General features: G+C 70.1%; 24 protein-coding genes and 2 pseudogenes. 7 read left to right on the forward strand and 19 right to left on the reverse strand.

The features are described from left to right. Nucleotides 1-63 precede the first annotated feature (63 nt). From N4P33_RS02070 to N4P33_RS02150, 17 genes are all read right to left on the reverse strand, one after another. Nucleotides 64-1,164 carry a hypothetical protein gene (locus N4P33_RS02070; protein WP_260824393.1) on the reverse strand — a complete coding sequence of 367 codons (1,101 nt, stop codon included), beginning with the start codon at nucleotides 1,162-1,164 and terminating at the stop codon, nucleotides 64-66. A 16-nt stretch (nucleotides 1,165-1,180) separates the two neighbouring features. Beyond that, on the reverse strand, nucleotides 1,181-3,226 hold the full coding sequence (fxlM, locus tag N4P33_RS02075; RefSeq protein WP_260824394.1) for a methyltransferase, FxLD system: 2,046 nt from the start codon (nucleotides 3,224-3,226) through the stop codon (nucleotides 1,181-1,183). Nucleotides 3,227-3,263: 37 nt separating this feature from the next. Then, nucleotides 3,264-4,334 (reverse strand): lanthionine synthetase C family protein, encoded by a 1,071-nt coding sequence (locus N4P33_RS02080; protein WP_260824395.1) that lies wholly within the window; start codon nucleotides 4,332-4,334, stop codon nucleotides 3,264-3,266. Then, nucleotides 4,331-6,370 carry a lantibiotic dehydratase family protein gene (locus N4P33_RS02085; protein ID WP_260824396.1) on the reverse strand — a complete coding sequence of 680 codons (2,040 nt, stop codon included), beginning with the start codon at nucleotides 6,368-6,370 and terminating at the stop codon, nucleotides 4,331-4,333. The genes N4P33_RS02080 and N4P33_RS02085 overlap by 4 nt, the downstream gene beginning before the upstream one ends. An 89-nt stretch (nucleotides 6,371-6,459) precedes the next feature. Further along, nucleotides 6,460-6,645, reverse strand: a complete 186-nt coding sequence (locus N4P33_RS02090) for an FxLD family lanthipeptide (protein WP_260824397.1) — start codon at nucleotides 6,643-6,645, stop codon at nucleotides 6,460-6,462. 127 nt (nucleotides 6,646-6,772) lie between these two features. Further along, nucleotides 6,773-7,240 carry a DUF6082 family protein gene (locus N4P33_RS02095; RefSeq protein WP_260824398.1) on the reverse strand — a complete coding sequence of 156 codons (468 nt, stop codon included), beginning with the start codon at nucleotides 7,238-7,240 and terminating at the stop codon, nucleotides 6,773-6,775. Nucleotides 7,241-7,313: 73 nt separating this feature from the next. After that, the gene (locus tag N4P33_RS02100; protein ID WP_260824399.1) at nucleotides 7,314-7,889 is read right to left on the reverse strand and encodes a DUF6624 domain-containing protein; all 576 of its coding nucleotides are present in this window, start codon (nucleotides 7,887-7,889) and stop codon (nucleotides 7,314-7,316) included. Continuing rightward, nucleotides 7,886-8,458, reverse strand: a complete 573-nt coding sequence (locus N4P33_RS02105) for a hypothetical protein (RefSeq protein WP_398536345.1) — start codon at nucleotides 8,456-8,458, stop codon at nucleotides 7,886-7,888. Before N4P33_RS02105 ends, N4P33_RS02100 begins: the two co-directional genes overlap by 4 nt. Nucleotides 8,459-8,532: 74 nt before the next feature. Further along, entirely contained in the window at nucleotides 8,533-9,006 is a 474-nt protein-coding gene (locus tag N4P33_RS02110; RefSeq protein WP_260824401.1) for a LuxR C-terminal-related transcriptional regulator, read from the reverse strand. Between the two features lie 137 nt (nucleotides 9,007-9,143). After that, a complete protein-coding gene (locus N4P33_RS02115; RefSeq protein ID WP_260824402.1) occupies nucleotides 9,144-10,397 on the reverse strand; it encodes an acyl-CoA dehydrogenase family protein in 1,254 nt (417 codons plus the stop codon). Nucleotides 10,398-10,479: 82 nt separating this feature from the next. After that, on the reverse strand, nucleotides 10,480-11,121 hold the full coding sequence (locus N4P33_RS02120) for a GAF domain-containing protein (protein WP_260824403.1): 642 nt from the start codon (nucleotides 11,119-11,121) through the stop codon (nucleotides 10,480-10,482). Further along, a complete protein-coding gene (locus tag N4P33_RS02125) occupies nucleotides 11,121-11,789 on the reverse strand; it encodes a GTP-binding protein (protein ID WP_398536331.1) in 669 nt (222 codons plus the stop codon). The genes N4P33_RS02120 and N4P33_RS02125 overlap by 1 nt, the downstream gene beginning before the upstream one ends. Next, nucleotides 11,789-12,250 (reverse strand): DUF742 domain-containing protein, encoded by a 462-nt coding sequence (locus N4P33_RS02130; RefSeq protein ID WP_260824404.1) that lies wholly within the window; start codon nucleotides 12,248-12,250, stop codon nucleotides 11,789-11,791. The genes N4P33_RS02125 and N4P33_RS02130 overlap by 1 nt, the downstream gene beginning before the upstream one ends. Continuing rightward, nucleotides 12,247-12,762 (reverse strand): roadblock/LC7 domain-containing protein, encoded by a 516-nt coding sequence (locus tag N4P33_RS02135; RefSeq protein ID WP_260824405.1) that lies wholly within the window; start codon nucleotides 12,760-12,762, stop codon nucleotides 12,247-12,249. The genes N4P33_RS02130 and N4P33_RS02135 overlap by 4 nt, the downstream gene beginning before the upstream one ends. Nucleotides 12,763-12,830: 68 nt before the next feature. Next, complete coding sequence (locus tag N4P33_RS02140) at nucleotides 12,831-14,342, reverse strand: ATP-binding protein (RefSeq protein WP_260824406.1); 1,512 nt, start codon at nucleotides 14,340-14,342, stop codon at nucleotides 12,831-12,833. A 27-nt stretch (nucleotides 14,343-14,369) separates the two neighbouring features. Further along, on the reverse strand, nucleotides 14,370-16,271 hold the full coding sequence (locus tag N4P33_RS02145) for a glycoside hydrolase family 15 protein (RefSeq protein ID WP_260824407.1): 1,902 nt from the start codon (nucleotides 16,269-16,271) through the stop codon (nucleotides 14,370-14,372). A gap of 225 nt (nucleotides 16,272-16,496) precedes the next feature. Continuing rightward, nucleotides 16,497-16,994 (reverse strand): DUF6415 family natural product biosynthesis protein, encoded by a 498-nt coding sequence (locus N4P33_RS02150; protein WP_260824408.1) that lies wholly within the window; start codon nucleotides 16,992-16,994, stop codon nucleotides 16,497-16,499. A 189-nt stretch (nucleotides 16,995-17,183) separates the two neighbouring features. On the opposite strand from N4P33_RS02150, the gene N4P33_RS02155 reads away from it, so the two are divergent. Both N4P33_RS02155 and N4P33_RS02160 read left to right on the forward strand, forming a co-directional pair. Further along, nucleotides 17,184-18,572: a Tat pathway signal protein gene (locus tag N4P33_RS02155; protein WP_260824418.1), complete on the forward strand. Its 1,389-nt coding sequence runs from the start codon at nucleotides 17,184-17,186 to the stop codon at nucleotides 18,570-18,572. 72 nt (nucleotides 18,573-18,644) lie between these two features. After that, on the forward strand, nucleotides 18,645-19,142 hold the full coding sequence (locus N4P33_RS02160) for an SAM-dependent methyltransferase (RefSeq protein ID WP_260824409.1): 498 nt from the start codon (nucleotides 18,645-18,647) through the stop codon (nucleotides 19,140-19,142). 281 nt (nucleotides 19,143-19,423) lie between these two features. On the opposite strand, the gene N4P33_RS02165 is transcribed toward N4P33_RS02160, so the two are convergent. Then, nucleotides 19,424-19,885, reverse strand: a complete 462-nt coding sequence (locus N4P33_RS02165; RefSeq protein ID WP_260824410.1) for an ATP-binding protein — start codon at nucleotides 19,883-19,885, stop codon at nucleotides 19,424-19,426. A gap of 158 nt (nucleotides 19,886-20,043) precedes the next feature. Here N4P33_RS02165 and N4P33_RS02170 point away from each other — a divergent pair. The 3 genes and pseudogenes from N4P33_RS02170 to N4P33_RS02180 all read left to right on the forward strand — a co-directional run. Next, a pseudogene (locus N4P33_RS02170) lies at nucleotides 20,044-20,271 on the forward strand (helix-turn-helix domain-containing protein); the annotation flags it as partial. Between the two features lie 156 nt (nucleotides 20,272-20,427). Beyond that, nucleotides 20,428-21,447 (forward strand): hypothetical protein, encoded by a 1,020-nt coding sequence (locus N4P33_RS02175; RefSeq protein ID WP_260824419.1) that lies wholly within the window; start codon nucleotides 20,428-20,430, stop codon nucleotides 21,445-21,447. Continuing rightward, complete coding sequence (locus N4P33_RS02180; RefSeq protein ID WP_260824411.1) at nucleotides 21,444-22,325, forward strand: aminoglycoside phosphotransferase family protein; 882 nt, start codon at nucleotides 21,444-21,446, stop codon at nucleotides 22,323-22,325. The genes N4P33_RS02175 and N4P33_RS02180 overlap by 4 nt, the downstream gene beginning before the upstream one ends. Nucleotides 22,326-23,350: 1,025 nt before the next feature. Here N4P33_RS02180 and N4P33_RS02185 read toward each other — a convergent pair. Beyond that, nucleotides 23,351-23,476 (reverse strand): annotated as a pseudogene (locus N4P33_RS02185) (MarR family transcriptional regulator); the annotation flags it as partial. 246 nt (nucleotides 23,477-23,722) lie between these two features. Between N4P33_RS02185 and N4P33_RS02190 the strand changes: the two are divergent. Further along, nucleotides 23,723-24,904 carry a site-specific integrase gene (locus N4P33_RS02190; RefSeq protein ID WP_260824412.1) on the forward strand — a complete coding sequence of 394 codons (1,182 nt, stop codon included), beginning with the start codon at nucleotides 23,723-23,725 and terminating at the stop codon, nucleotides 24,902-24,904. Nucleotides 24,905-24,933: 29 nt separating this feature from the next. Beyond that, the coding region (locus N4P33_RS02195) for an alpha/beta fold hydrolase (RefSeq protein ID WP_260824413.1) at nucleotides 24,934-25,803 on the forward strand (870 nt) is incomplete at its 3' end.

Below are 25,803 nucleotides of genomic sequence, written 5' to 3' on the forward strand. Positions count from 1 at the left end.
GCCGAAACGCCGACACCGTCACCGCGTGGGCAGTACGCCTCGGCACCGCAGGTCGCCCGCCTCCTAACCGGGGTTGGAATCGGCCTGCAGTAGCCTTTCCAGCTCCCGCTCGGCGTTGCTGACCGCGCCTGTCAGGGCCTCGTGGTCGTGCGCGGACAGAGCGCCGGCTCCCAGTCCGGCCGCGGCGATCAGCGCGGTCAGCGCCCCCGTCGCCTGGTCATCCAGGGCTGGTGCGGCGGCGGGGTGGTGCAGAGCCTCTCGTGCGGCGTAGGCGTCGAGTCGGGCGACGCTGAGGAGGGAGTCGAGTATCCGGGCATGGTGGAGGCCGGCGTGGTCCAGTTCCAGAGCCGACAGGCCCGTTCGGGTCTGGAAGACGGCGGTCGGCGGATCGGGATGGGCAAGGAGCTGGACGGCTTCCTCCACGGTGCGGTCGAGATCGGCTCCGGGGACGGGGGCCTTGGCAGGCCGGCAGTGCGCGTGCAGGAGGAGGGCGACGGCCTTCTCCCAGGGTTCTGTGAGCTGGGTGGTGTCGATCAGGTCGCGAGCCTGCTGGTCCAGGCCCTGCTCCATCAGGGCCATGATCTTGATCTGGCGGCCGTCGAGGAGGCGGTTGCCGATGCCGCGGTGCTGGGCCATGGCGTCGGCGGCCTCGGTCCACCGCCCGATCTGGGCGAGGGCGCGGGCGCCGTCCACAAGCAGGGTGATGTACAGCTCCTGGCACACAGTGCGGTGATCCTCGTCTGTGCCGGTCAGGGTCGAGAGGTCGACGGTGCGGCCGTCGATGTCGGTCTTGTTGCGGTGCCGGGCGGCGTCGTTGAGGCAGTGCAACAAGCTGTAGGCGAGTTCGCCGTGGCCGGCGCGGGTCTGCAGCCGGGCGAGGTTGACCAGCGGCATCAGCGACATGACGGCGGCCCGTCCGCTGAGGCGTCCGGCGTTGGCGAAGACCTGGTGCTGACGCCAGCACAAATACTCGGCCAGATCGGGCAGACCGACGTCGGAGGCGATGAGCGCCGCGTAGTTGAGGACCCCGCAGGCGCGGGCCACCAGGTCGTGGTGGCTCGCACCTGCGGGCGCGACGGTCAGCCCGGTGAGGTGGTTGATGCGCTCCTCCAAGGGGAGCGCGGGCGCCTTGGTACGGCGGACCAGCGGGATACGGCTGGCCATCGCGGGGATCATCGGCTCAGCCCTTGCGCGCCCAGTCGACGACCAGTCGGCTGTACGGCTTGTCGACGACGAAGCGCGGGTCGTCCGCCGTCAGCCGGTCACGCGAGTCCGCGACGGCCATCCGGAAGCCCGGCTCGGCGGCGTCGTTGCCGCCGGTCGCGTCCCAGTCGCGGATCTCGCTCACCACACGCTCGGCGAGGCCAGCGCCGCCCTCGCCGTGGCCGATCACGCCGACCTCCCAGTACCGGCCCTTCTCGTCCTCGCCCTCCCGGATGCTCAGGTACGCGAGCGACCCGCCGTCGAGGGCCGCCATGGACCCCCACCCGAAGTGCGGGGTGAACCCGGGGCGCTGGCCCGGCAGCCGGGAGAGGCCGTTGGGCAGTACGCAGGCCAGGTACAGGTACAGCCACTCCCAGGCGGACCCCTGCCGGAACTTCACCCCCGTGTAGATCTTGGTCTGCTGCTGGTCGAGGACGGTACGCAAGGCGTCGCGGTCGACGTCCTGCTCGCTGAACGTCTCCAGGCGCACGTTGCCCTCGCCGGCCATCGGCACCAGCGTGTACACGTCGTCGCAGACGCCCTTGCGCAACGGGATGAAGGTGGCCATCTCGCAGGAGACGGTCTTCCACGTGTCGCCGTCCCGTTCGAAGGCGAAGCTCCGGGAGATGCTGCCGCGGATCCGCATCGGCAGGACCAGGCGCCCGCCGGGGACGAGCTGGTCGAGGATCTTCACGGGGACATCACCGGCGCCGACGGTGAAGATGATCCGGTCGTAGGGGGCGTGTTCGGGCAGCCCGGCCGCGCCGTCGGCCATGACCGCGGTGGCGTTGTCGACGCCGGCCTCGGCGAGGTGCCGGTTCGCGCCGGCGACGAGGTCCTGGTCGACGTCGAGCGTCCACACCTGCCCACCGGGGGAGACGATCTTGCCGAGGAGGGCGGCGTTGTAGCCGGTGGCCGCTCCGGCTTCCAGGACCTTGTGACCGGGATGGGCGCCGAGCTGTTCGAGCTGGGTGGCGACAATGGACGGCGCGGAGATGCAGGAGATCATCTCCCCGTGCTCGTCGTGCTTGATCGGCACCGCGTCCTCCTTGTACGCGCTCTCCAGGTCGACGCCGGGCAGGAAGGCGTGCCGGTCCGTGGTGCGGAAGGCGTCGATGGCCGCCTGGCTGCGCAAGTGGCCGCTGTCGGCGAGCCGCTGGGCGAGGGCTTCGCGCAGCTGGTTGGGGTCAGTTACGGGTGTCACGGTGGTCTCCATTCGAGGGAGGCTAGGGTCCGCGGAGGCGGACTTGCGGGTAGACACGTCAGCTCCTTCTTGGGTGGAGAAGGCGACGTGACGGCCGAGCCACGCGGTGGCGGCCTGCACGTCGGCGGGCACGCCTGCGCGGTTGAACGCGAAGATCGCGTGATGGGCGATAACTGCTCGGATTCCGCGTATCAGTCGGCCGTCGGATGCGAGCCGGCGCAGACGGCGGCCGGCGTCCTCGAACGCTGCGACGCGCCCGACCCAGCTCGCCTCCGCGTCGGGGCGCAGGGCGGCGTCCGCGTTCATCAGCCGCCGCATCGCTGAGACGGCCATCTCCAGCGCGGGGCCCTGGGGCGGGGTGACGGGGGGCCGCAGGGCGGCCCACTGGGCGTAGACGTCTCCGGCTTCGAACGGGTCCAGCCCGGTCCCGCGGATCATGGCGGACAGCAGCATCACGCTGCGCTCGCGGGCGCCGAGGGTGCCGGTCTCGGCGAGCGCGGCCGGGCTGTCGGCGCAGAACACGTCGTGCGCGACGTCCATGCCTTCGGGGCCGCCGAAGGCATGCGTCTCCGGCTCGTAGATCCCGCCCGTCCAACCGGTGATGACGCCGTCGGCGACGAGCTGGTCCAGCAGGCCGGTGGCAGGCTGTTCGGTGCGCAGACGCACGCCGGCGTCCTTGCGCAGGAAGTGGAAGCGGTACCCGGACAGCGAGGTCGCCAGGGCCCGAGCGGCGTCCGTGTGCGGGTTGGGCAAGGTTACGGATGTGTGCCACCAGGACGTGGCCGGAGGGATCGGCAGGTTCTCGTCGTCGAAGGCCATTCGTAGGAAACTCCTTGCACGTCGGCAGGTTCGGGGGTCAGGTGAGCAGGAGGGCGCGGCTCCAGCCGGTGGCGTCGGCGGCCTGCAGGGCGAGTTGGGCTCCGGCGCGGCCTTCCATGAAGCCGAGCTTGGGCAGGCGCTCCCAACCGGTGGCCAGCCGTCGGTGCAGGTCCTGGATGATCGGGCTGAAGCGGTTGGGTGCGGCGCTGTCGGCGGCGACCGCGCGGGTGAGCGTCAGCAGCCCGGCCCAGCCGTGGCAGAGCGTGGAGTCGGTGATGCGGGCGAGGTGCAGCGGGTCGGTCAGGAGGGTCTCCACGGTGTCCTCGGCCGCCCGGCGGCGGGCAGGGTCGCCGAGGGCAAGCGCGGCGAGCTGCTGGGCGCGGGCGATGCCGGGCCCGCCGTAGCACCAGGACTGGCGGGCCGGTTCCGGCGCGGGCGGCTGCTCGGCGTCCAGGTGTGCTGCGGTGGACCAGTAGTGGGCGCCGTGCCGGTCGAGCCAGGTCGCGAAGGTGCCGACGGCCTCCTCATGACCGGGGACGCGGATGCCTTCGCGCAGGGCGAGGGAGAGCACGGCAAGGGGCCCGGCGATGCCGTGAGCCATGCCGTTGTTGCCGTGCCCGCCGGCCATCTCCTTCCCGTCGGGGCCGACAGGCGACCACCACCCGGGCAGTGTCCGGCCGTCACCGGGGCTGGGGCGGGCGAGCGCGACGAGGCAGGTGAGCACGTCGGGCAGCCGGGCCGCGGGCGGTTGGCGGGAGAGCAGGAGGGCGGCGAGTCCGGTCATGCCGCGGATGAGGTCCCATTCGGCGAGGTGGGGCAGCGCGCCGGCCGCCTGGCGACGGTGGGCGGCAGCGAGCCGGGCGTCCACGACGCGGTCGACGGCCGCGCGGACGTCGCCGCCAGCTCCGTGGACGCGGGTCAGGACGAACTCCAGGGCGGGTGCGCCGTGGAAGAGGCTGGCGTTACTGCCGGTGCTGACCCCGCGGGCGGTGGCCTGGGCGAGGTGGCGGCGGGCGGTGGACAGGTCACGGCGCTCGATGTCGAGCAGGGCCATCCCCAGGGCGCCCTCGGACAGGTCCTGCGTGCGGGGCACGGTCATCGTGGTCATGAGCGCCTGGCCAGGGGGACGACGATGCTGTGGGCCCGGCCGCCGATCCACCCGTCGGCGGCCGGCGGGGGCGCGTCGTGCAGGGTGGCGATGCCGAAGGGGCTGGCGTCCAGGTGCGCGCGCAGGAGGTCCAGGTCGATGTCGCGGGACAGGTTGAGGGGCAGTTGCTGGTCGTCCTCGACGAGCAGGACCCGCTCCGGCATCCGGAACCGGGCACGCCAGGCGTGGAGTTGGTCGGCCCACTGCTGGAGTGGTGCGGTGCGGGCGGGCAGCGTGCGGCTGTGGATTTTCCAGCGGGCGGCGGTGAGGATGGTGCGCCGGTAGGTGAGGGCCGGGGTGAAGGGCAGGGTCCAGGCGGCGCCCCAGTCGAACCAGGTCACCTGCGGGGAGGTGGCCCTGCTGATCTCGCCGAGGAAGCGGGCCATCGGCGGGGTGTAGTTGTTCCACAAGAAGTTGATGGCGGTGGGGGCCAGTAGCTCCAGCGGCTTGCCCGTCGCGGATTCCACCAGCTGGGGGCGGCCGTCGGTGACGGTGACTGCCAGGTCGCGGGGGAAGAGGACGTGCGGGGCGGGGCGGCGGAATTCGCCGACGCTCACGATCCGGGGCAGGGCCTGGGGCGCGCGGGTGAGCAGGTCGGCCGCCACCCGTCCGGCGTGGAAGGAGAGCTGCGCGAGTTCCGCCTCCGGATCGACGGTGGGCAGATGTGCGTACGTGGCCTCAATGCCGGGGAACAGGTGCCAGAACCGGCCGGTCATCGATCCGGCCGAGCGGGAGACGGTCAGCACACGAAGCCGGAAGTCACCCCGGTCCAGGGCAGGGCCGGAGGAGGCGTGGACCTGTGCGGCAAGTTCGAGGTGGGGCGCCACCTCGCGAGGCTTGCCGCCGGCCGCTGCCTCCAGTTCCTCGATCATCACCCCGGTCACCGTGACGGTGCGGGTGCCTTCGGCGGCGGCGGTGCCGGTCAGCTCCAGCAACAGGCGGTCGCGCCGGGACATCGGCCGAGGGGGTTCGCTCGCCGTGACAAACCCGACCGGGAAGCCCACGCCCCGGTCGGGGTCCGTCGCCACCTCCACCGGCACCGCGGTGTTCTCGCCGTAGCGCTCGGTGAACTGCTCGATCCACCGGCGCCAGGTCGGTGTCCCGTTCGGATGGGTGACCAGGCGGGCCAGGACGGTCGCCGCGGTCTCCGCTTCGGTCAGCACCTGCTCGGGCAGCCGCACGTCGGCGTCCAGCCGCAGGTCGCATGCGGCCCGCAGGCCGGCTGTCTGAGCGCGCGCCGCAGGCGGTAAGACGTCGGTGGGATCGGCGACGGTGGCGGGCGCGCGCAGCGAGGAACGCAACAGCCGCACCCGCAGCAGTTCACTGAGCAACCGGTCACGCGCGGTGCCGTCCACGGCGGGGAACTCCGCGGCCAGCTTCTCTGACAACTGGCGGTACGCGATGGGTGATCGGGCCAGGTCGAGCACGAGACGTAGTGCGGGGCTCAGAGCGAGGCAAAAGGCGGCGTCTCCCTCCGAGGGCACGTGGATGTGCCGGTCGCGCTGCCGGATCAGGGTGTTGACGCAGACCTCGGCGTCGGCCATGCGCGCCGCGTCGCTCTCCCAGGCGCTGAGCATTTCCTCGAGACCGACCGGCTCGGGGCGGGCCACGGCCTGGTGCTCGTCGCCGATGCGGACGGATGTGGTCTGGTCGAAGCCGAGCGGCGCGACGCCGGCGAACAGGCCGAAGGGGGTGGAGCGGCGTGTGTAGCGGATCGCGTAGCGGGCGGTGGCCAGCGCCGCCCGGCGCATCCGGCGCGCCTTCGGCGTGTGGCCGTCGATGATGGCCCGCACCTGCTCGGCGAGGTGAGGGGTCGTCTGCGACACGGTCTGGCGGAAGTCGGTGTCGGACCACACCGTACGCAGCCAGGCGCGCCACTCTTCCACGGGCGCCGTGGTTGACGGCCAGAGCGGCATGGTGGGCTCGGTGGTGTGCGCCGCGGCGCGCAGCATGGCCTGCCCCGCGGCCTCGTACAGAATGGGCCGTCGCCGTGTCATCAGGGCTCTCCTCATCTTCTGGCGTGGCGGGCTGGGCGGGCCGGACGGGGAGAGTCCCCGTCCGGCCCGCGTTGCCGAGGTGTCCCGGCTTACGAGGTGGTGCAGGCGCTGGGGCAGGAGCTGCCGCAGGTGTCGCCCGTGCTGCACATCAGGACCGTCTCGGTCGCCGGCGTGCCCTCGATGAAGGTGATGTCGAGGACGAACGGGTCGTCGTCGGTCTTCGCGAGGTTCGCCTGCGCGGGAGCGGTCGGCCTCTCGGCCTGAATGGCGGTCATACATGCCTCCTAGGAGTGGGTGGTGCAGGATGCCGAGGCCCGGTCGGACCCCGGGGTCTGCCACCAGACGGCGACGGGCGGCGAAGGCGCCTGCGTGGTCGCGCGCCGGGGAGTCGGGGTGGTGCCGTCAGGCCGTAGCGGCCTGGGCCCGGGGAGGATTGCTGGCGGCTTGGTCTAGCACCCGGGTGAAGTGCTCGGCCTGCTCATCGCCCTCGGCCTCCTCGGCTCGGAGGCTGCCGAACCGCTTCCAGTACCGCTGGCAGACGTCGCTCTCCATCAGCTGCGCGGCGTACCACGGCAGGTGCCCGGTGCGGACGAAGCCGAGGCGGTTGCGCAGGCTGAGCATGCAGATGAGCTGGTTGGCTTTCAGCAGCTGCATGTACTCCTCGACGTCCATGTCCTCGGGCGTCCAGAGCTTGGCGAGGTCGGGGTTGGTGGAGATCTGGGCCAGCCAGTCGAGCTGGTTGCGGGCGAGAACCGTCTCGTTGCGCTGGGCCTGGTGCCGCGCGTCCTGCCTGAGCCGGGCGGCTCCGACCATGGCGCTGGTGAGGGAGACGGCCGCACCGGCAGCCAGGACGGCGGTGGTGAGCTTCATCGGTCAACGATCCTTTCGCAGGGCGGAGTGGCGGTCGGCAGGCCGACTGGTGGAGAACCTGGGGGGCGCGTGTTCACGCCGCCCCCGCGAGGACGACGGTCAGGGCTTCAGCGGCAGAGTGGTCCGGCCTGTAGCGGCGGCGCACCGCCTTGAGAGCGATGGCAAGCGGCGGCAGACCCACGGTCGCCCTGCGCGCGTCGACGGACGCCGGCGCGCGCAGCGGGCACAGCTCGATCCCGTCGGCGCTCAGCAGGAGCTGGGTGCCGTACTCCTGGTCCTGGCCGGTGTTGATGAGGGTGCGGTCGTGCAGGTGTGCCCAGTGGTGGACGAGCGCGTCGTTGGACTGAACCGCTCGTTCCAGCAGTCTGGTGGCGGCGCGCTGGAAGCCTGAGTTGTCGTCGCTGTGCAGGGCGATGCGCCAGGCGGCGCGGGCGCCGGAAACGCCGACGAGGCGGTGTCCGGGCCAGTCGTGCTCGGCCAGGATGCGACGCAGCACGTTGGTGTTGGCGTGGTCGGTGTGCCGGCCCTGCCCGAGTTGGACGGCGTCGAGCTGGTCGCGCACGCGCTTGGCCCGGTGCGCGGCCGACGCCTGTGCGCGGGCGATCAGCTCGCGGGCGAGGTCGGGTCGCTGTGGCTGGTCGGTTGTCACGCGGGGCTCCGATCGTCCCCTGCCGGATAAGGAGCGTGGGCCTGGCAGCTGATCAGTGCGCTGAGTCCGGGGCGGTGCTCGGCGGCCAGTTCGAGGCGGGCGACGCGGTCCCCCTCCCGGCCCGGACCGGAACCCCGCACGTCCCATCCCATGTCCGTGAGTCGACGCAGCAGGGCGGCGATGGGCTCGGCTTGGAGGGCGTGGCGGGCCAGGATTTCGGCCCGTACGAGCGGGAGGCTTAGCCGGGCGGCGAGGTCGGAGGCCCACAGGGTGATCAGCCGGGTGATGTCGTCGGGCTGGTCGGGCAGGGTGTGGACGCGTCCCAGGCGGAGGCAGGGGCCGTCGCCCCAGCTGAGGCCAGGATCGTGCGCGGGGACCATGCAGGCGAGCAGCTTTCCGTCCTCGAACAGACCGGCCGAGTTCGTCTGCGGGTCGCGGAACAGGGTCGGCACGTCGGCTTGGGCGGGCACCGGGAGACCGCGCAGGGTGAGCCAGCGCTGCCGGTCCTGCACGAGAGCCGCGGCTTCCGCGCGCTCGGCGTCCGTGCGTAACGTGCGCACCGTGTATATGGCGCCCGGGTACTTTGGCGCGGACGAGGTAGCAGCCGGAGGCTCCTCGCGGGCCAGGGGAGTGGGGGGCCTTTTCACTGGCTCGCTCCGCTCCGCGCCGCTGGGTCGGTCGGCAGCAGCTTCCAGCCGTGGGCAAGGATCACCAGGTGGGTGGTGTCCCGCGCGCCTGTGTCGGCGAGGAGTTGGTCGAGTGCGGCGCGCTGGTCGGCGGGGGCGAGCTTGGCGGCGACGGCGATGCCGCGGGGGTCGCTGTGCTCGGCGACGGCTCGGAGCAGCAGCCGCTGCTCCGGGGTGAGGGATGGCGCTGGCCGGTCCGCCGTGGGTGGGGCCACCTGCTGGGTGGCGAACATGCGGTGCACGATCACCGGAGGCTTGCAGCGGGGCGGGCAGTGGAGGCTCTCGCGGATGTCGCGGAGGTACTGGCGGACGGTCACGGGTGACAGGACGGTCTGCGTGGCAATCTCTTGGGCCGTGAGGCCGTTCGCGAGGTGCTGGGCGACGCGCTGCAGGGTCGGCGTCAGGGGCGTGATCGGTGCACTGGTCGTCACGGGCGGGGTCACGGTGTCTCTCTCGGCTGGGTGGATGGTCACGGGGAGGGGTGCCGCCGGTCCCCGCGGGGGACGGGGGCCGGCGGCACGGGCCCGTGCGCGGCGGTGGGGAGTCACGGGGTGCCGCGCACGGGGGCTCATGCGGCCGTCGGGTCGGGTCGCGCCCAGGCGGCTTCGGCAGCGAGGCGTTCGGACCACTGGATGTGGTCTTCGTCGAAGGCGGCATCGGCCAGGCGGATGCGCTGGACTTCGCCGGTACCGGCCGGTGGGTAGGTGTGCTGGATGTCGCGCCACAGACGCTGGAGGACGTAGTCGCGGTCGAGGGCGTGGGCGCCGTGCAGTTCCATGGCGTCCTGGGCGGACTGCATGGCCCACTGGTGGCCGAGGTATTTCGAGTTGATCAGGTCGGCGTCGCAGGGCAGGCCCTGGTCGAGGAGGTGCACGGCCTGGTAGGCGAGTATCCGGCCGGCGCGCAGGCGGGCCTCCATGCCGCCGATGCGGTCCCGCAGGACGGGCAGGTCGGACAGGGCGCCCCGGTAGCGGGCTCGGGTCTTGAGCCGACTGGTGGTGGTGTCCACGACGGCTTCGTGGATGCCGAGGCTGACGGCGGCCAGGTTGGGGCGGCCGTAGAGGATGCTGCTGCTCTGGGCCACGGCCAGTCCCTGGCCGACCTCGCCGACCACGTTGTCTTCGGGGACGCGGACGTGGTCGAGGTCGAGTCGGCCGGCGGAGAAGCCGTGCAGGCCGAGCCCGGCACGGTGGTCGGGGACGCAGAGCCTGGGGCGGTCGGCTTCGACCATGAACGCGGTCAGGGCCTGGGAGGTGTTCACGCCGGGTGCGGCGGTGCGGGCGATGATGAGGTGGGCTCCGGCGAGGTGGCTGTTGCCGATGTGGGTCTTGCTGCCGGTGATCACCCACTCGGTGCCGGCGCGTTCGGCGGTGGTTTCGATGCCGCCGATGTGTCCGCCGGCTTGCGGTTCGGTCACGGCGATCGACAGCAGCAGGGACCCGTCCGCGACCCGGGGCAGCCAGCGGCCCTTCTGCTCGTAGGTGGCGAAGTGCAGCAGGGCGCCGACGGGGATGAGGGTGGCCTGCAGGATGGCCGCGGCAGCCGCCGAGGCCCGCGCGATGCGGTGGACCAGGATGGTCTTGGCCACGTGTCCGGCGCCCAGTCCGCCGAAGGCGGCCGGGACGGTGACGGCGAACCAGCGCCGTGCGGCCATCAGGCCGGCGACCTTGCGCTCCACTTTGCCCGGAGCGGCCTCCATCCGCGCGGCGCGCGGCGCGACGTGCTCGGCCGCGAAGGAGTCTGCCTCCTGCCACAGCAGGTCGTGGCGGGCGGTGAGGTAGGGACGCAGCGCCGGCGGAGGCGTGGTGGGTGTGGCGGACATGGTCTCCCTCTCCCTGGATGAAGGTCGCGACGCGGAGCGGCCGGGGATCGCCTACGGCTCCCGGGTGGGGGCGTGTAACGGCCTAGCGGACGAGGGCCCGGGACATGTGGTCCATCACCTGCGTGCCGGTGTTGATGGTGATGTCCCTGATCCGTCGGGCCTCGCTCAGAGGCCGTTTCTCGGGGTCGATGACGCACACCGTGCCCAGGACGGTGCCGCTTTCGTGGATCAGCGGGGCGCCGAAGTAGGAGCGGATCCCGACCGCGTCGACCACCGCGTTACCGCTGAAGCGCGGGCTGGCGTGTACATCGTGTAGCGGGAGGGCCTTCTTGCGGGCCATGACCTCCGGGCACCAGCCGTGGTCGCGGCTCATGGTGCGGCCGACGATCACGTACCCGCTGTCGGCGGGCGGCTGGTGCAGCCCGACGAAGGTCTGCTCCTCCAAGCCCAGGTTGACGAAGCCGTACAGGAACCCGGCCTGCTCAGCCATGTCGCGGGCCAGCTCATCGAAGTCCTCGTTGGCCACGGGCGGCACGCCCAAGAGGTTGAGCAGCTCGTAACGCCGCGCCAGCTCCAGCGACTGCTGGGGCGACTGGCGGGTGAGGGCGGTGGTGGGCGGGGCAGGCTGGCCGCGTGCGACGTCCCGCATATCGCGTCGCGGCAAGGACCGGGTGGGCGGGGCTTCCTGCGGCGCGCGGTAGAGGTCGCTGGGGTGCTGTGGCATCAGGCGTCCTGGAGGTTGGTGGAAGGAGCGTGACCAGCGCGGGTGGTAGCGGCGCTGTTCACGGCGTGGTCGACGAGGGTCAGCAGGACGCCGGCGACGTGGTTCGGGTCGCGGGCGTCGCAGGTGACCACAGGCACGGCGGCGGGAAGTTCGAGAGCGGTGCGGACCTGCTCGGGGTGGTAGCGGTGCGCCCCGTCGAACTGATTGAGGGCGACAACGAAGGGCAGACCGATGTCTTCGAAGAAGCTGACGGGGGTGAAGCTGCTCTCCAAGCGGCGGGTGTCGACCAGGACGACCGCGCCGACGGCGCCGCGGGAGAGGTCGTACCAGAGGTCGACGAAACGGTCCTGGCCCGGCGTGCCAAACAGGAACAGCTCCAAAGGCATCGGCGCGTCGGGCAGGCTCAGGCGGCCGAAGTCGAAGGCGACCGTGGTGGTCTCCTTCGCCTCGATGCCCGCCAGACTGTCGACGTCCGCGCTCGCCTCGGTCAGGTACTCCTCCGTGCTCAGCGGCGTGATCTCACTGACGGCGCCCACGGCGGTGGTCTTGCCCGCGCCGAAGCCCCCGGCGATCACGATTTTCAGCACCGTCGGCGCACCGGTCCGCAGGAGCGGCGAACTATGCGGCACCGCGGCCGGGTCATCCGGCCTGGGGACAGGCAACGGCATCAGGCCACTTCCTCTTCGAGCCCGCTGACACGGCTGCCAGCAGCTGGGGAGACGGACCGGCCCTGGGGGTAGGCAACGGCATCAGGCCACTTCCTCTTCAAGCCCGCTGACACGGCTGCCAGCAGCTGAGTAGACGGACCGGAGCCCGCACCGGTATCGGCATAGGACTGGGCCAGGGGGACGACGAGGGCGTCGGCGTCCATGAGGTCGGACACGAGGATTTTGACGGCGGTGACGGGCCGGCCAAGGCGGCCCGCCAGCTCGACCACCGACCGCCGGCGCTCCCGGCACAGGGCGAGGATCTCCTCGCACTCCTCGGCCTGCGCCGGGCCGGGCCTGCCCGCTCCGGGCTCCAGCACGGTTTCCAGACCGAGCAGGTGCCGCGGCTTGGTACGCCCGCGCGTCAGGGTGTAGGTCCGCACGAACGCCGACTCCTCGGCCGCGCGACCGTACGTGGTCACCGGACCTCTCCGCCCGCGCCGACACGGACGGGGATCACCATGTACGGGGCGAACTTTTGGACCAGGCGCCCCATCTCGAACCCGACGGTGCCCGCGTCGGCGTCTCTGGCGGCGATGACGGCGAGGATGGTGTCCACCTCACCGCGTTCGTTGCCGGGATGGGTGTCGAAGGCCGCGCTGCGCCCGGCGCTCTGGACGAAGAACAGGCAGTCGTCTCGCTCGATGATGACCTGGCCCGCCGGCCTCTTCTTCCCGCGCGGACCGGTGATGTTTGCCGCGAGTGAGGCCACCCCGCTGAAGGCGGCCGACAGTTCGTCCGCCCAGTCCTTGTCGACATCGCTGTCCAGCAGACGCAGCCCGTCACGTGAGATCAGGACGGCGTGTGTGACGCCCGGTGTCTCGGAGGCGAACTGACGCAGCAGCCAGACCATGCTGTCCCGCTGTCCGCTTGTGGTCGTCGCGGATGCGGGCGTGCCGTCGGTCACGTTGCTGATCGGGGGGTGGGTGCTCATAGGGATCGCTCCAGAAGGGGAAGGGCCAGCGGAAGCCACGGGCCACCGGGAACGCGGAAGGACGAGGGTCAGGGCCTGGGGTGTTCTGTTGTGGGGGAGCCGGCGGTCCCGCTGGCTTGGAGGCCGTTGCGGAAGGCGGCTGCGAGCCCGGGCGTCGTCGCGGCCACGGGGGCTTGCTCCCGCTCGTGTGGTGGACGGAAGGGCTCCGTCCGGCGTGTGCGGGTGGGAAGAGCGGGCGCGTCGGCCGACTGACCCGCTTTTGCGGTCGGCTCCCCAGTTGCGCCGGGATGTGCGACCTGTGCTGCCCTCGGGGCGGCGGGGGTCGCGGCGGCCTGCTGCGGCTGCCGCCCGGAGGGTCGGGCTTCCTCGGGCGGCGGGGCGCCCGCGTCCTCGACCGATGGAGTTGCTACTAGGAGCCGTGTCGGTATGACGACCAGGGCGGTGGTGCCCCCCGTCACGTTCTCCTGCAGGAGCACGGACAGCCCGTGTGACTGGGCGATCTTCGCGGCGACCAGCAAGCCGAGCTGGCCAGCTCGGACTTGGCCGCTGACGTCGACCTCGTCCGGGGTCTTGAGCAGGTGATTCATCTGCGCCCGCGTTTGCGGATGCATGGGGATGGCCCGGTCCTCGACCTCGATGGCCAGCCCGTGTGGCACCCGCTGCGCCCGCACCATCACCTTCGTCGCTGGATCGGAGCATTCGCAGGCGTTCTCGATCAGCTCGGCCAGCAGGTGCGTCAGGTCCGGGCCGACATGGCCCGGAAGCCCCAGTTCCACGCCCACGGAGCCGGCCGCGACGGCGACCCGCGGGTACTGCACGACCTCGGAGACGGCGCCGCGCAGGACTGTCGTGACGGGAACGGGTCGGCGCACGTTGCGCAGCGATTGCCCGCCCAGCACCGCCGTGCTTTCGACCTGGCGGCGCATCCGCGTCACGAGGTGATCGATCTCGAAGATCTTGGCCAGCAGCTCCGGGTCGTCGGTCAGCATCTCCAGTCGGCTCAGTGCCTGGAGTGCCTTGCTGACCAGGGCGTGCTCGCGCATGGCCAGGCGCCGGAGCACTTCCAGGAGGACGACGGATTGGGACTCGTCGTGCACACGGATCAGCGATGCGATGGCCTGCGCCTGGAGGACACTCAGCGCGTTGTCGATCTCGGTCGTCGCAGTGGGCGACTGCTGCGTCTGTGGGTCCGGCAGCGATGGGCGTTTCCCGCGGCACAGCTCGTCCGTCGACCACAGCACCGACTTCTCGACGGCCGCCGCCGCCCCTGCGACCGCTTTCAGCGCCGCTGCCTGGGACTCCTCTACAGCCGACTGCACGGTTCTGGCGACGGTGCGCGCTCCACGAGCCGCCGCCGCGACGACCCCCGTCAGTCCGCAGACCAGATAGACCAATACCCAGCCGGGTCCTACGGCGGCCACCGACCCGAGAGCGAAGGCGGCGCCCAGCACCGCGGCAAGGAGCACCAGAGGCAGTGCCACGGCGCGGCGGGCGAGGCGCAGGGTGTCCGCGTCGACCGGGGGCCGCCGTCTGCGGTGGCCGGTAGCGGCCGGCCGTGCCGGGGAGGCGCTGTCAGGCATGGGAATCCTCGTCAGGGGGTGGGGGGGCTATGCGTGCTGCGGCGTCAGGTCTGCGGCGTTCTGGAGCGTGCTGCGGGAGGTCGAGCGGGGCGCAGGAATCGCGACCGCGCCGTGGCGGGGAGAGGAATGCGTCGCCATCTGCTGAAGGAGCAGGGCGCTTTGGATCAGGCCCATGTGGCTGAAGGCTTGCGGGAAGTTGCCGAGCTGGCGTTGCTGGACGGGGTCGTACTCCTCCGCTAGGAGCCCGAGATCGTTACGCAATGCCAGGAGGCGCTCGAAGAGGCAGCGGGCTTCGTCGAGGCGGCCGGTCAGGGCGAGGCCGTCGACGAGCCAGAAGTTGCACAGGAAGAAGGTGCCCTCGTCGCCGGTCAGGCCGTCCACCCCGGTGCGTTTGCCGCGGGTCGGGTACCGGTACACGAGTCCGTCGTCTGTGGAGAGTTCACGACGTACGGCATCCACGGTGCCGATCACGCGCGGGTCGTCGGGCGGCAGGAAGCCGGTGCGGGGGATGAGCAGCGTGGCAGCGTCCAGTTCCTGCGAGCCGTAGGACTGGGTGAAGGTGTTGCGCACCGGGTCGAAGCCCTTGTCACAGACCTCCTGGTGGATCGTCGCCCGCAGTCCGACCAGAGGGGCCAGATCCATGTCGAGCGCGCCGGCCTCGGCCAGGCGGATGGTGCGATCGACCGCCACCCAGGCCATCACCTTGGAATGGACGAAGTGCCGGCGAGCCCCGCGGATCTCCCAGATGCCCTCGTCGGGCTCCTGCCAGCGCTGCGCCAGGTGCTCGATCAGCCGCTGGTGCAGGACCGCGGTGTCGGCGCAGTGGGCGACACCACTCTGGTGCGCGACGTACAAGGTCTCGATCACCTCGCCGTACACGTCCAGCTGCAGCTGGTTCGCCGCGCCGTTTCCGACCCGTACCGGGGCCGAGCCCTCGTACCCGGGAAGCCAGGGCAGCTCCCGCTCCCGCAGGTCACGCTCTCCGGTGATCCCGTACATGATCTGCAGGTTCTCCGGGTCCCCGGCCACAGCACGCAGCAGCCATCGCCGCCATGCCTGTGCCTCCTGCCGGTACCCGGTCCCCAGCAGTGCGGCCAAGGTGGTGGAGGCGTCGCGCAGCCAGGTGTATCGGTAGTCCCAGTTCCGGTCACCGCCGATCTCCTCGGGAAGTGACGTGGTCGGCGCTGCGACGATGCCGCCGCTCGGCCCGTAGGTCATGGCTTTCAGCGCGATCGAGGACCGGACCACGGCCTCGCGGTAGGGCCCGTCGTAGGTGCACTCCTGCGTCCAGTCCTGCCAGAAGGCGAGCGTCTCGGCGAGGGCGGTCTCGGGGGCAGCAACGCCAGGGGCGGCTGCATGGGACAGGCACCAGCTGAGCACGAACGCCACGCTCTGTCCGGCGGCGATGGTGAAGGCGCTGACGACGACGCCGTCCTTCTCCACCTGCGGGACGCAGGTATCGAGCCACAGAGCGTCCGCGCCGGCCTCCGCGACCATGCGCCCACCGACCTCGTGGATCCACGGGCTGACGCTGCCGTATCCCGGTCGAGGACGCATGGCCGAGACCATCTCCACTTCGCCGGTCAGGCCCTCAACGATCCGGATCACCTGCGGGGCCCCGTCGCGCGGCGGCATGAAATCCAGGACGCGGACCGAACCCGTCGGGGTGCGCCACACCGATTCGAGGACGAGCGAGTCACCGCGGTACTGGCGCTCAGCGACCTTCTCTGAACCCCTCCGGCCTGCGGACGGCGCCGGAGAGATCTGCCAGGAGCCGTGCTTCTGCGTGCCGAGCAGACCGGCGAAGACGGCCGGCGAGTCGAAACGGGGCAGGCACAGCCAGTCCATCGAACCGTCATCGCAGACGTGGGCACTGGTCTGTGTGTCGCCGATCAGGCCGTACTGCTCGATGCGCGGAAGCCGATTCATCGTGTGGATCTCCGTGAGCCCCGCAGGTTCGGGGCCGTATCAGGGCCGTCGCAGCGGCCGGGAACGGTGGGCGGTAGGTAGGTCCGTGTTCACCAGGTAGGGAGGGAGCGCCGGGCGGCGGCAGGTGCTCGGCGGCCCGTGCAAGGTCGGCCGTCCGCTCGCCGCGAAGCATTAGCCAGGCCGTCGGCCCGAGGACCAGAGCGATGACGACGGCACCGGTCACCGTCATGTCCGCGGCACCGAAGCGGCGAAGATCAGGCAGGCCAGGGCGAGGGCGAAGACGGTGCCGCGCAGCACGTTGAGCGTTGGCCTCGGCCAACGCCGCCCGCCCTCCTTGCTGTTCGGCCCGGGACCGCCGCGTTCCACGTAAGCCGTCAGTTCCTGGGTGGCCTTGGCGAGCCTGACCAGGTGTACCCGGCTCGACACATAACCCTCCGGGATCCTGTCGGAGCAGAGCCGCTGCGCACGCAGCAGGGCGGGAACATGCGGAGCGGTCCGTGCACCCAACTGGGCAATGTGGCCGCGCAGAAGGCGAACGAGGTCCTCCACGTCGGCAGCGCTCTCGGGTAGTGGCGAATCTTCGCCCAGTACCAGTGTCACCGTCTCCGACGCGGCCACCACGTGATCGCGCTCCGGCGCCGGTGCCGCGGTGACGGGCGCTTGCCGCCCGCGCTCGCCCACGGGCTGGCTGCCGTCTCGGCGAGGAACCAGCAAAAGGCGCATGCCACAACTCCTGTTCGGATCAAGCCAAAGTGAGCCGAGATCGCCTGTCGGAGGCGTCGGTCGGCGTGCGATGTGAGTGATCTGGCCGCTACGTTGAGCGAACCGCGAATCCCGTTCGAGGGGTATGCCTTGGTGGACGGGAAGGTCGCCAAAGGCGCCAAAGATCATTACGGAACCGAGGGGCAGTCCATGGCCCGTGACCGCAACGTCGCCCTTGCCGCACTCCTGCGCGAAGCAGGCTGGTCCCAGCCGCAAGCAGCCGCCGCCGTTGCCCGCGTGGCGGCGGAGTGTGGAGTGCGTGAGCTGGAGGTGATCTCCCGCTCGCACATCTCCATGTGGGTGCTCGGCACGAAGCCGAGTGGCAGAGGGCCGCATATCCTGCGTGAGACGCTGTCCCGCAGGCTTGGCCGCCGGCTCTCCCTGGCCGACCTCGGGCTGGAAGAAGAGCCGACAGGCACGACCGACACCGGATCCGACTGGAGCGTCGACCCTCTGACCGCACTGGCCGAGCTGGGAAGCGACGACCTCGACATGCACCGACGCAAGCTGCTGGCCACCGCCGCCTACTCCGCAGTCGGCTTCGCCCTGCCCACCACTTCGTGGTGGGCAGCCGCCCCCGCCGCAGCGGCGAACCGCCGACCGTCCTCCTCGCGCTCGGTGACCCGAGCCGACATCGACGACGTCCGCGACCTCACGGTCTACTACTCCGCGCGCGACCAGCAGCGAGGCGGCGCAACCGGCCGCAAAGCCCTCGCCAGCCACCTGCTCGACGAGGCGGTGCCGCTGCTCGGTGGCCGATTTCGTACAGATCAGCTCCGCCGCGACACGCACTCTGCCGTCGCAGAGATGACGTACCTCGCTGGCTGGATGGCCTTCGACGCCGGCGAACACCGCACCGCCCAGCGCTACCTCACCATCGCCGCCCGGATCGCGGCGGAGGCCGGTGACGGACCGCTCGGTGGCCACGTCCTGCGCGCCCTTGCTCACCAGGCCGTCGACCTCGGGCACCCACGCAGGGCGCTGGCCCTGGCCGACGCCTCGATGTCTCGCGACCGCTACGGCCAGGCCAGCCACCGCGAGAAGGCGCTGTTGGCGATCGTTTACGCCCGCGCGCTCGCGGCTGACGGCGACCGCTCCGGAACCCTCGCGGCTATCAGCCGCGCGGAGCGGGACCTCGCCCGCGCCGACACCACCGAGACGCCGGCTCGCGTCGGCTTCTTCCAGGAAGCCTCCCTCGCCCACGAGACGGCCTGCGCGCTGCGCGACATAGGTCAGCCCCGCGACGCGGAGATCCACTTCAAGCGGAGTGTGGCCACGCGCCGGCGCCAGCAGTTCGCCCGCACCCACAGCGTGACGCTCGGCTACCTCGGTGCAGTCCAGGTTCAGCGGGGAAACCTTGACGAGGCGTGCGCAACCTGGAACGAAGCACTCGACGCCATGACGGGCGTCCAGTCCGGCCGGGCACGTGACGTCATCGTCCGGATCCAGAGCGATCTCTCGCCCGTCCGGCAACGCGGAGGCCGCCATGTCACCGAGCTGGATCGCCGGGCACGCGGCATGCTCCGGGCCATAGGCTGATCGCGACACGGACGTTCGATGCCCCATGGCAGCCCGCGGACCAGCATCGCCCGAGGAGAGGAACCAGTACCGGTGACGTCGTACGAGGTCGAGTCGATCGCAACGGTCGTCGGGGGACACACCCGCGTTCAGGACGACTACCAGGGTGGGGTTGAGTCGGTGATTCGACTCAACGAGGCGTACCCCCTCGAAACGCTGCGGGGAATCGACGAGTTCTCCCACCTGACGGTGACGTGGCGCTTCCACCTGGCGCAGCCCGAGGACGTGCAACTCCACGCCCGCAGCCCCAGGGGCAACGTGCAGTGGCCAGCGACCGGAACCTTCGTCCACCGAAATCATCGGCGCCCCAACCAGTTGGCTGTCAGCTACCCGAGGTTGCTGGGCGTGGACGGCCGCGACCTTCTGGTGACCGACCTCGACGCAGTCGACGGGACGCCGGTGATTGATCTGGCCCCCTACTTTCAGGAAATGGGGCCCCGAGGTTCCATCCGCCAGCCGGCCTGGCCGAGCGAGATGCTTGCCGACTACTGGCGCGATGCAGCGGAGCGCCCGAAGGCAGGCTTGCCGTAATTCCACGACGCTGCAGCTCGTGCGGGCGTACATCGCGCCCTGTCCGCGAGGGCGCGGAAGGTAGACCAGGAAGTACGAGCGATCTCGCTGACGTCGCCCTCCCAGAAGAGTTCTCGTGCGAGGGCCGTGCCTCAACCCGAAGCTGTCATTCGATTCTTCCGAGCGCAGCGTCGCTGACGATGAACCGCCGCCGGCCTTCGCGTCGGCCCCGGGGAACGGCGGCGAGTGCTGGCACATGATGGTGGTCCTTTCGGGTCTCGTCAGAGGCAGGGAGATTGCGGCTACGCCGAGTGCAGGATCGTGACCCAAACGTCTTTGCCGTGGGCCGTGGACGAGCAGCCGTATCTGTCGCTGAGCGTCTTGATCAACATCAGGCCGCGCCCGCCCTCGTCGTTGTCGCCTGCCGAGACGGGGGCTGGGAGCCAGGGGTGCGGGTCACTGACGCACAGGAAGACCCCGTCGGGGGTCCGGGTGAGGACGACCTTCGCTGGAACCGAGGACTCATCCTCCTTGCGGGCGTGCTGGAAGACATTCGTCAGTAGCTCGGACGCAGTGAGCGTGACCCGCCAGTCGAGTTCGGTCAGGCCCCACAAACGGAGGCACGCACTGACGAGGTCACGCACGCCCGAGACGGCAGCGGCTGTCAGAGCGACGTCGATTTCGCATGCTCCGGAACGCGTCCGGACCGCAGCGCTTGTGCCGTCCGTAAGGGTGTGTTGAGCCTCCATCAGGTCTGCCTTCACGGGGGGTCCCTCGTTCCACGAAATCTCTCCAACCGGCGCCGGATGCGGTGTGTACTGGGGTGGCGGCCGTGAGCAACCATTGAGCCAGGCCGACAGGACCGCGTGCAGATCTTGATTCGGAAACCTCGATCTTCCGTTTCGCGAGCGAGGAACAGCCCATGCCAAGACCCGAGAAGCAATTGACTCCGGACGCATCCCCGCGTGACTGGTTCGGTCATGAACTGCGGACCTGGCGTAAGAAGCGCGGCCCTCTCACGCACGCCGAGTTGGGCGCGAGAGTGCAGGTCAGCGGTTCACTCATTGAGAAGATCGAGAAGCGGACTGCTACCTGTTCGAAGGACTTGGCTGAGCGCTTGGACGAGGTCCTGCAGACGGGCGGAGTCCTCACCCGGGCGTGGGGGATGGTGTTCGGGCAAACGGAAAAAGCCCGTCCTGAAACGGAAAGTGCACCCACTGGCAGGGCGGAGGTGCCGGTTCAGGTCCATGAAGGCCGCATCCTGGGCAGAGGTAGTACTACACCTCCAAGCGGGAGCCCTGCCTCTGTGGACCGTCGCGCCTTCCTTGCCACGAGCGGCCTTGCCGCCATCGCCCCCATAGACCTCGCCCATCTCGTGACCCCAGCAGCCCCCCGGGAGGTCCCGACTCAGATCCGCCCGCGCGAGATCAGGCAACTGAAGTCGCTGGCCGATGTCATCCATCGCCAGGACAACGAGTACGGAGGCGGCGGCGCGGTGCGAGAACTCGCCCGCGGCGCCATCATGTGGGGAGCCTCCCTGCTGCCGGTGCCCTGCCCCGAGCCCCTGCGGCCTGAACTCCTGGCCTCTGTAGCTCGGTTAGGGGTTGTCGTCGGCGCCTCGCAGTTCGACGCGTACGCTCACGACGATGCCCGAGTCAGCTTCCGGCTAGCCGCTGAGTGCGCGGAAGAAGCCGGGGAGTGGCACCTGCGCGCCAAGACGTACTCGTTCATGGCCCGGCAGGAAATCTGGATCGGAGATCCGGATACTGGCCTAACTCACGCAGAGAAGGGTCTCGTGCGCTCCGACCGACTGACCGCGACCGAGCGTGCCATGCTCCACACCGCACGTGCCCGCGCCTTCGGCAAGATGCGTGACGTAGCCAACACCCTGCGCGCGGTTGGAGAATCCGATGCCGCGTTCGAACAGTCCGACCCGGCACAGGATCCGCCGTGGATGGCCTACTACGACTACGCCCAGCACCACGGCGACACCGCCCACGCGCTGTTCGACCTCGCGGTCCACGCGGACCAAGACCCAGGGCAGGCGGCCCGCCGCTTCGAGATCGCGGTGAAGGGGCACGGCAACACCTTTGCCCGCTCGCGCGCCATCTCCGAGACAAAGCTCGCTTCCCTGGTTATGGCCAAGGGCGACGATCCGCGGCACGCGGTCGTGCTCGGCCACCGAGCGCTGGACGACGTCGGCAAGCTAACCTCCTGCCGGGCCGCCGAGGACCTGCGGGAACTCGCCCGGTTCGCAGGCCGACACCGGAACCTCCCCGAGGCCAGCGACCTGCGCGAGCGCATCGCAGCTACGGTGCAGGCGTGACTACTTCACCCACGCCCACCCAAGCCGTACTTGAGGAGGCGTGCCATGCCGTTGGCCTCGACGCGACCAACGCCCAACCGATACGGATCGCCGAGAACGCCGTTTGGCGTCTGCCCGGGGGGATGGTGGTGCGTATCGCCCGGCCTGGCCAGGTCGCTGCCGCAACGCGCGAGGTTCAGGTCGCCCGCTGGCTGGCAGCCCAGGGCGTGCCCGCCGTACGCGCCCTTGATCTGCGGCAGCCGGTAGCAGCCAGCGGGTACCCGGTGACGTTCTGGGAAGAGCTGCCGCCACACGCAATCGGGACTGTCACCGACGTCGTCGTGCTCCTCAAGCAACTGCACGCCCTGCCGAAACCAGACCTGCCACTGGGTGAGCTGGACCCGTTCGTCCGGCTGGATGAGCGCATCGACGCAGCGAGCACGATTTCTGACGATGACCGGCTGTGGCTGAAGGGCCGGCTTGAGGACCTCAAGCAGCAATGGGCCTCAAGGCCGAAGGGCCTGCCGGAGTGTGTAGTCCACGGGGATGCATGGGTCGGCAACGTGGCGCGCACGGAGGCCGGCCCGATGTTGCTCGACTTCGAGCGCGCTTCGTTCGGCCCTCCGGAGTGGGATCTAGTGTCGACCGCAGTGAAGCTCACCACGACCGGCGCGGTGTCCGCCGAGGAGTACGCCGCGTTCTGCGAGACCTACGGCGCTGACGTCACGGAGTGGGAAGGGTATGAACTTCTGGCTGGCGCGCGAGAGCTGCGGATGACGACGTATGCCGCGCAGCACGCTGCCAGCCGTCCAGAGTGGCGGCGGGAGGCGCAGTACCGCATTGACTGCTTGCGCGGTCGGGCCGGGACGCCGCCGTGGCGATGGAAGGGGATCATGTAGCCCACTACCAGCTGATCATGAGTAGCAACAAGTCTCATGGGCAGCCTTACCCATTTTAGACGCATCGCTTGATCCGCCATCGGACCCTGTGCCGCGATGCCTCCGGATTGCAGAAGCGACGAATTCGCCTACGGCAGACAAGAAAGATCGCAGAAAGACTGGATAGTGGCGCGAGGGCATGTCAACGTACAACGTCCCGCAAAGTCCAGGCCAGACGGTGCCACCGCTCGGCTCCGCTCACTTCTTTGAAACCATTTGGGGTGGGCGTTGTGAGGGTTGGCCCGCTGGTGTGGCTCCCTCTTAGGAGGCCCGTCTGTCTGAGTCTGCTATTCGATCTGCTCGCTTCACTTCGCCCGTGCTCTTTGTCCTCGGTGGTCTAAATGTCTGGGGGGGGCGAACGGCCGGTAACTACCTCGCGGTCTCGACAGGGCTCTGTGTTTCCGCCTGCGCCGCCGTCAGCCTTTTCGGAGACAATCTCTTCCAGCGAGGCCACCGCGCAGATCGTGTCGTCCTCGCGCACGTGGCACGGCATCCGGGTGCCACAACGAGGCAGGTCGCACAGACCCTAGGGGTCCCTGAGCGCCGCGTCACGGCAAATCTCGACCGGCTCACGGGTGACGGTCCGCTGATGGTCGCCCCCAGACAGCGCTCCCGGAGCCTCGCGCTCACCTGCCGACTGTGAGGCCGAGCGGACACAGGGCCCGTGATGCGGCAGGCAACATAGCCGATGATCGCCGGTTCGCCAAACCGGCGACCGTGCGGACCATTGGCGCCGTACGTGCCGACATTTGGCGGCGACTCGGCGCGACATGGGCGTTCGTTGCCGCTTTCTGCGGGTGACGGCTACGGGTGTCCGAGTTCCGTGCAGTCCATCATCTCGTCTCAGGAGGAATATGAGGCGGCCGAAAGTCATCTTCGTACTCGGCGGACGACACGTGTCGAGGGCGATGCAGACCCATTCCTCGCCACATCCGGCGGTCCTTTGCGGAACCGGCCGGGTTCGCGTCCTGCTCGGACCCGTCCGGTCAGGCCGGCACCGGCGCCTTCAGCGTCTCGACGGCGCGGACCAGCGGGGCCAGTTCCGGGTTGCGCGCGGCCTCGTCGTGGGCCTCACGCAGCGCCGTGTCGTTGGTGGGCCGGGCCGCTTCGAGCTAAGGCCGCCCGCTCGACCTGGACGATGTCCTTCCCGGGGGCCCGTATTCCGGTCTGGTTGGCTTTGGAGTTGTGGTTGAAGGATCCGGCCATCGCATTGGCAGACACGACTGAGCCGACCGACGTTGAGCGGGGTTGGTGCGGTTGGTCGGTGTTCAGCCAAGCTCCCGCGGACGGACACGCACTTGGTCGGCGCCCTGAGGGAAAACGCGAGCTGGCCCACCACATCAGGAAAGGAACTTGAGATGCCCGAACCAATCAAGAAGCTGCTCCCAAACGCAAAGGGCCAGGTGCGCTACCGCTTTGTGGTGGACGCCGGCACAGATCCGGAGACGGGGAAGCGGAAGCAGCTCCGGCGTACCTTCAACACGCTGAGGGAAGCGAAGGCGGAGTACGCCCGCATCACCAGCAAGCGGCATGAAGGGACGTTCGTCCCGCCCAACAAGATCACCGTGAACGAGTGGCTGGATCAGTGGCTCGTGATGAAGGCCGAAGACCTGGAGCCGACCACGGTCTACAACTACCGGGTGACGCTGGATCGTGTACGCGGGAAGCTCGGGAACGTCCGGCTGCAGGAACTCACGGAGGACCATGTGATGGCGTGGATGCAGTGGGCTCTCCAGGGGGGCCGTGTGCGGGGCGGGAAGGCGGGAACGGGTCTCGGGGTCACGTCGGTTGACATGAGCCTGGCCAGACTGAAGGACGCCCTGAACCGCGCTGTCACGCGCGGTCTGGTGCCCGTCAACGTAGCCAGCGAGGTGCACATTCCGCTGAAGGCCCGGAAAGCGGAGCGGAGGACTAAGGAGGTTGTCCAGCCATGGAACGCCTCGGAGGTGGGTGCCTTTGTCGCTGCGATGAAGAGTGACCGCCTGTTCGCGCCGTTGCTGCTGTCCGTGATGGGGCTCCGTCCGGCGGAGGTCTGCGGCCTGCGGTGGTCGGACATCGACCTGGCCGCAGCCACGCTCAGCATCGCCAACACCCGGACCATGATGGGCAACCGCACGGTGGTGGAGAAGGACACGAAGAGCATGGCGGGGGAGCGTGTGTTGCCGATCCCGAGCCTCGTACGGGAAGCGTTGAAGACGTTCCGCGCCACCCAGGCAGTGGAGCGCCTGGCGGCGGGCGAGGGGTACGAGGGCGGCGGGTATGTCCTCGTGGATGAACTTGGGCGCGCGCTGAACGGTCGGCAGCTCCGAACGCGGGCCTACAAAATAATGGATGCAAACGGCCTTCGCAGGGTCCGTCTGTACGATGCTCGGGCGTCTTGCCTCACGTACCTCGCCAACAACGGGGTGCCGGATCACCTGCTCGCCATGTGGGCCGGGCACACCAACGTGAAGACGACGAAGAAGTGGTACGTGAAGCCGGATGTGGCGGACCTGCTTCCGGCGGCGGAGGCGTGGGGAGGTCTCGCAGGGGGCGTGTGACAGATCGTGACAGATGAAGGTGTGAACCCGTGACCGAAGGCAAGACCGAGACGCTGCAATACCGCTTTGACGGGCCAGAACACCTACCAGTCCTGATCCTGGGGCCGTCCCTCGGTACCACATGGCACATGTGGGACCGGCAGATCCCCGAGCTGACGAAGCAGTGGCGGGTCTTCCGGTTCGATCTGCCGGGGCACGGGGGCGCGCCCGCGTATCCGGCCGGGTCGGTCGGGGAGCTCACCGCGCGGCTGCTCGCCACCCTCGACGGGCTCGGGGTGCAGCGGTTCGGGTACGCCGGGTGTGCGCTCGGCGGGGCGATCGGGACCGAGCTGGCGCTGCGGCACCCCGAGCGCGTCGCGTCCCTCGCGCTGATCGCCGCCTCACCCCGCTTCGGCACCGCCGACGAGTTCCGCCAGCGCGGCGTCATCGTGCGGACCAACGGGCTCGACCCGATCGCCCGCACCGCCCCCGACCGCTGGTTCACCGGCGGTTTCGCCGCCGCACAGCCCGCGATCACCGAGTGGGCCGTGCAGATGGTGCGCACCACCGACCCCGGCTGCTACATCGCCGCCTGCGAGGCGCTCGCCTCCTTCGACGTCCGCACCGAGCTCGGCCGGGTCGGCGTGCCGACCCTCGTGCTGGTCGGCTCCGAGGACCAGGTCACCGGCCCGGCCGAGGCCCGCCACCTGGTCGCCGGCATCCCGGACGCCCGGCTCGCCGTCGTGCCCGGCGCCTCCCACCTCGTGCCCGTGGAGCAGCCCGCCGCCGTCACCGACCTGCTCGTGCGGCATTTCTCCACCGCCTGGCAGCCCGCCCTCGAGTACGGCACCGGCCAGACCGCCCTGCCGGCCGCCGCCGTCAAGCCGGCCCTGTCCGCCGTGCCGCCGCAGCCCGCGCCC

Source organism: Streptomyces sp. 15-116A (genome assembly GCF_025290915.1).
GTDB lineage: Bacteria > Actinomycetota > Actinomycetes > Streptomycetales > Streptomycetaceae > Streptomyces.

Coding starts and splice junctions, on each gene's coding strand:
- N4P33_RS02070 (WP_260824393.1), bottom strand. CDS start 1,164: ATGGCCAGCCGTATCCCGCTGGTCCGCCGTACCAAGGCGCCCGCGCTC.
- N4P33_RS02190 (WP_260824412.1), top strand. CDS start 23,723: ATGCCCGAACCAATCAAGAAGCTGCTCCCAAACGCAAAGGGCCAGGTG.
- N4P33_RS02120 (WP_260824403.1), bottom strand. CDS start 11,121: ATGCCACAGCACCCCAGCGACCTCTACCGCGCGCCGCAGGAAGCCCCG.
- N4P33_RS02125 (WP_398536331.1), bottom strand. CDS start 11,789: ATGCCGTTGCCTGTCCCCAGGCCGGATGACCCGGCCGCGGTGCCGCAT.
- N4P33_RS02145 (WP_260824407.1), bottom strand. CDS start 16,271: ATGAATCGGCTTCCGCGCATCGAGCAGTACGGCCTGATCGGCGACACA.
- N4P33_RS02095 (WP_260824398.1), bottom strand. CDS start 7,240: ATGAAGCTCACCACCGCCGTCCTGGCTGCCGGTGCGGCCGTCTCCCTC.
- N4P33_RS02085 (WP_260824396.1), bottom strand. CDS start 6,370: ATGACACGGCGACGGCCCATTCTGTACGAGGCCGCGGGGCAGGCCATG.
- N4P33_RS02155 (WP_260824418.1), top strand. CDS start 17,184: ATGGCCCGTGACCGCAACGTCGCCCTTGCCGCACTCCTGCGCGAAGCA.
- N4P33_RS02080 (WP_260824395.1), bottom strand. CDS start 4,334: ATGACCACGATGACCGTGCCCCGCACGCAGGACCTGTCCGAGGGCGCC.
- N4P33_RS02135 (WP_260824405.1), bottom strand. CDS start 12,762: ATGAGCACCCACCCCCCGATCAGCAACGTGACCGACGGCACGCCCGCA.
- N4P33_RS02150 (WP_260824408.1), bottom strand. CDS start 16,994: ATGCGCCTTTTGCTGGTTCCTCGCCGAGACGGCAGCCAGCCCGTGGGC.
- N4P33_RS02140 (WP_260824406.1), bottom strand. CDS start 14,342: ATGCCTGACAGCGCCTCCCCGGCACGGCCGGCCGCTACCGGCCACCGC.
- fxlM (WP_260824394.1), bottom strand. CDS start 3,226: ATGGCCTTCGACGACGAGAACCTGCCGATCCCTCCGGCCACGTCCTGG.
- N4P33_RS02115 (WP_260824402.1), bottom strand. CDS start 10,397: ATGTCCGCCACACCCACCACGCCTCCGCCGGCGCTGCGTCCCTACCTC.
- N4P33_RS02090 (WP_260824397.1), bottom strand. CDS start 6,645: ATGACCGCCATTCAGGCCGAGAGGCCGACCGCTCCCGCGCAGGCGAAC.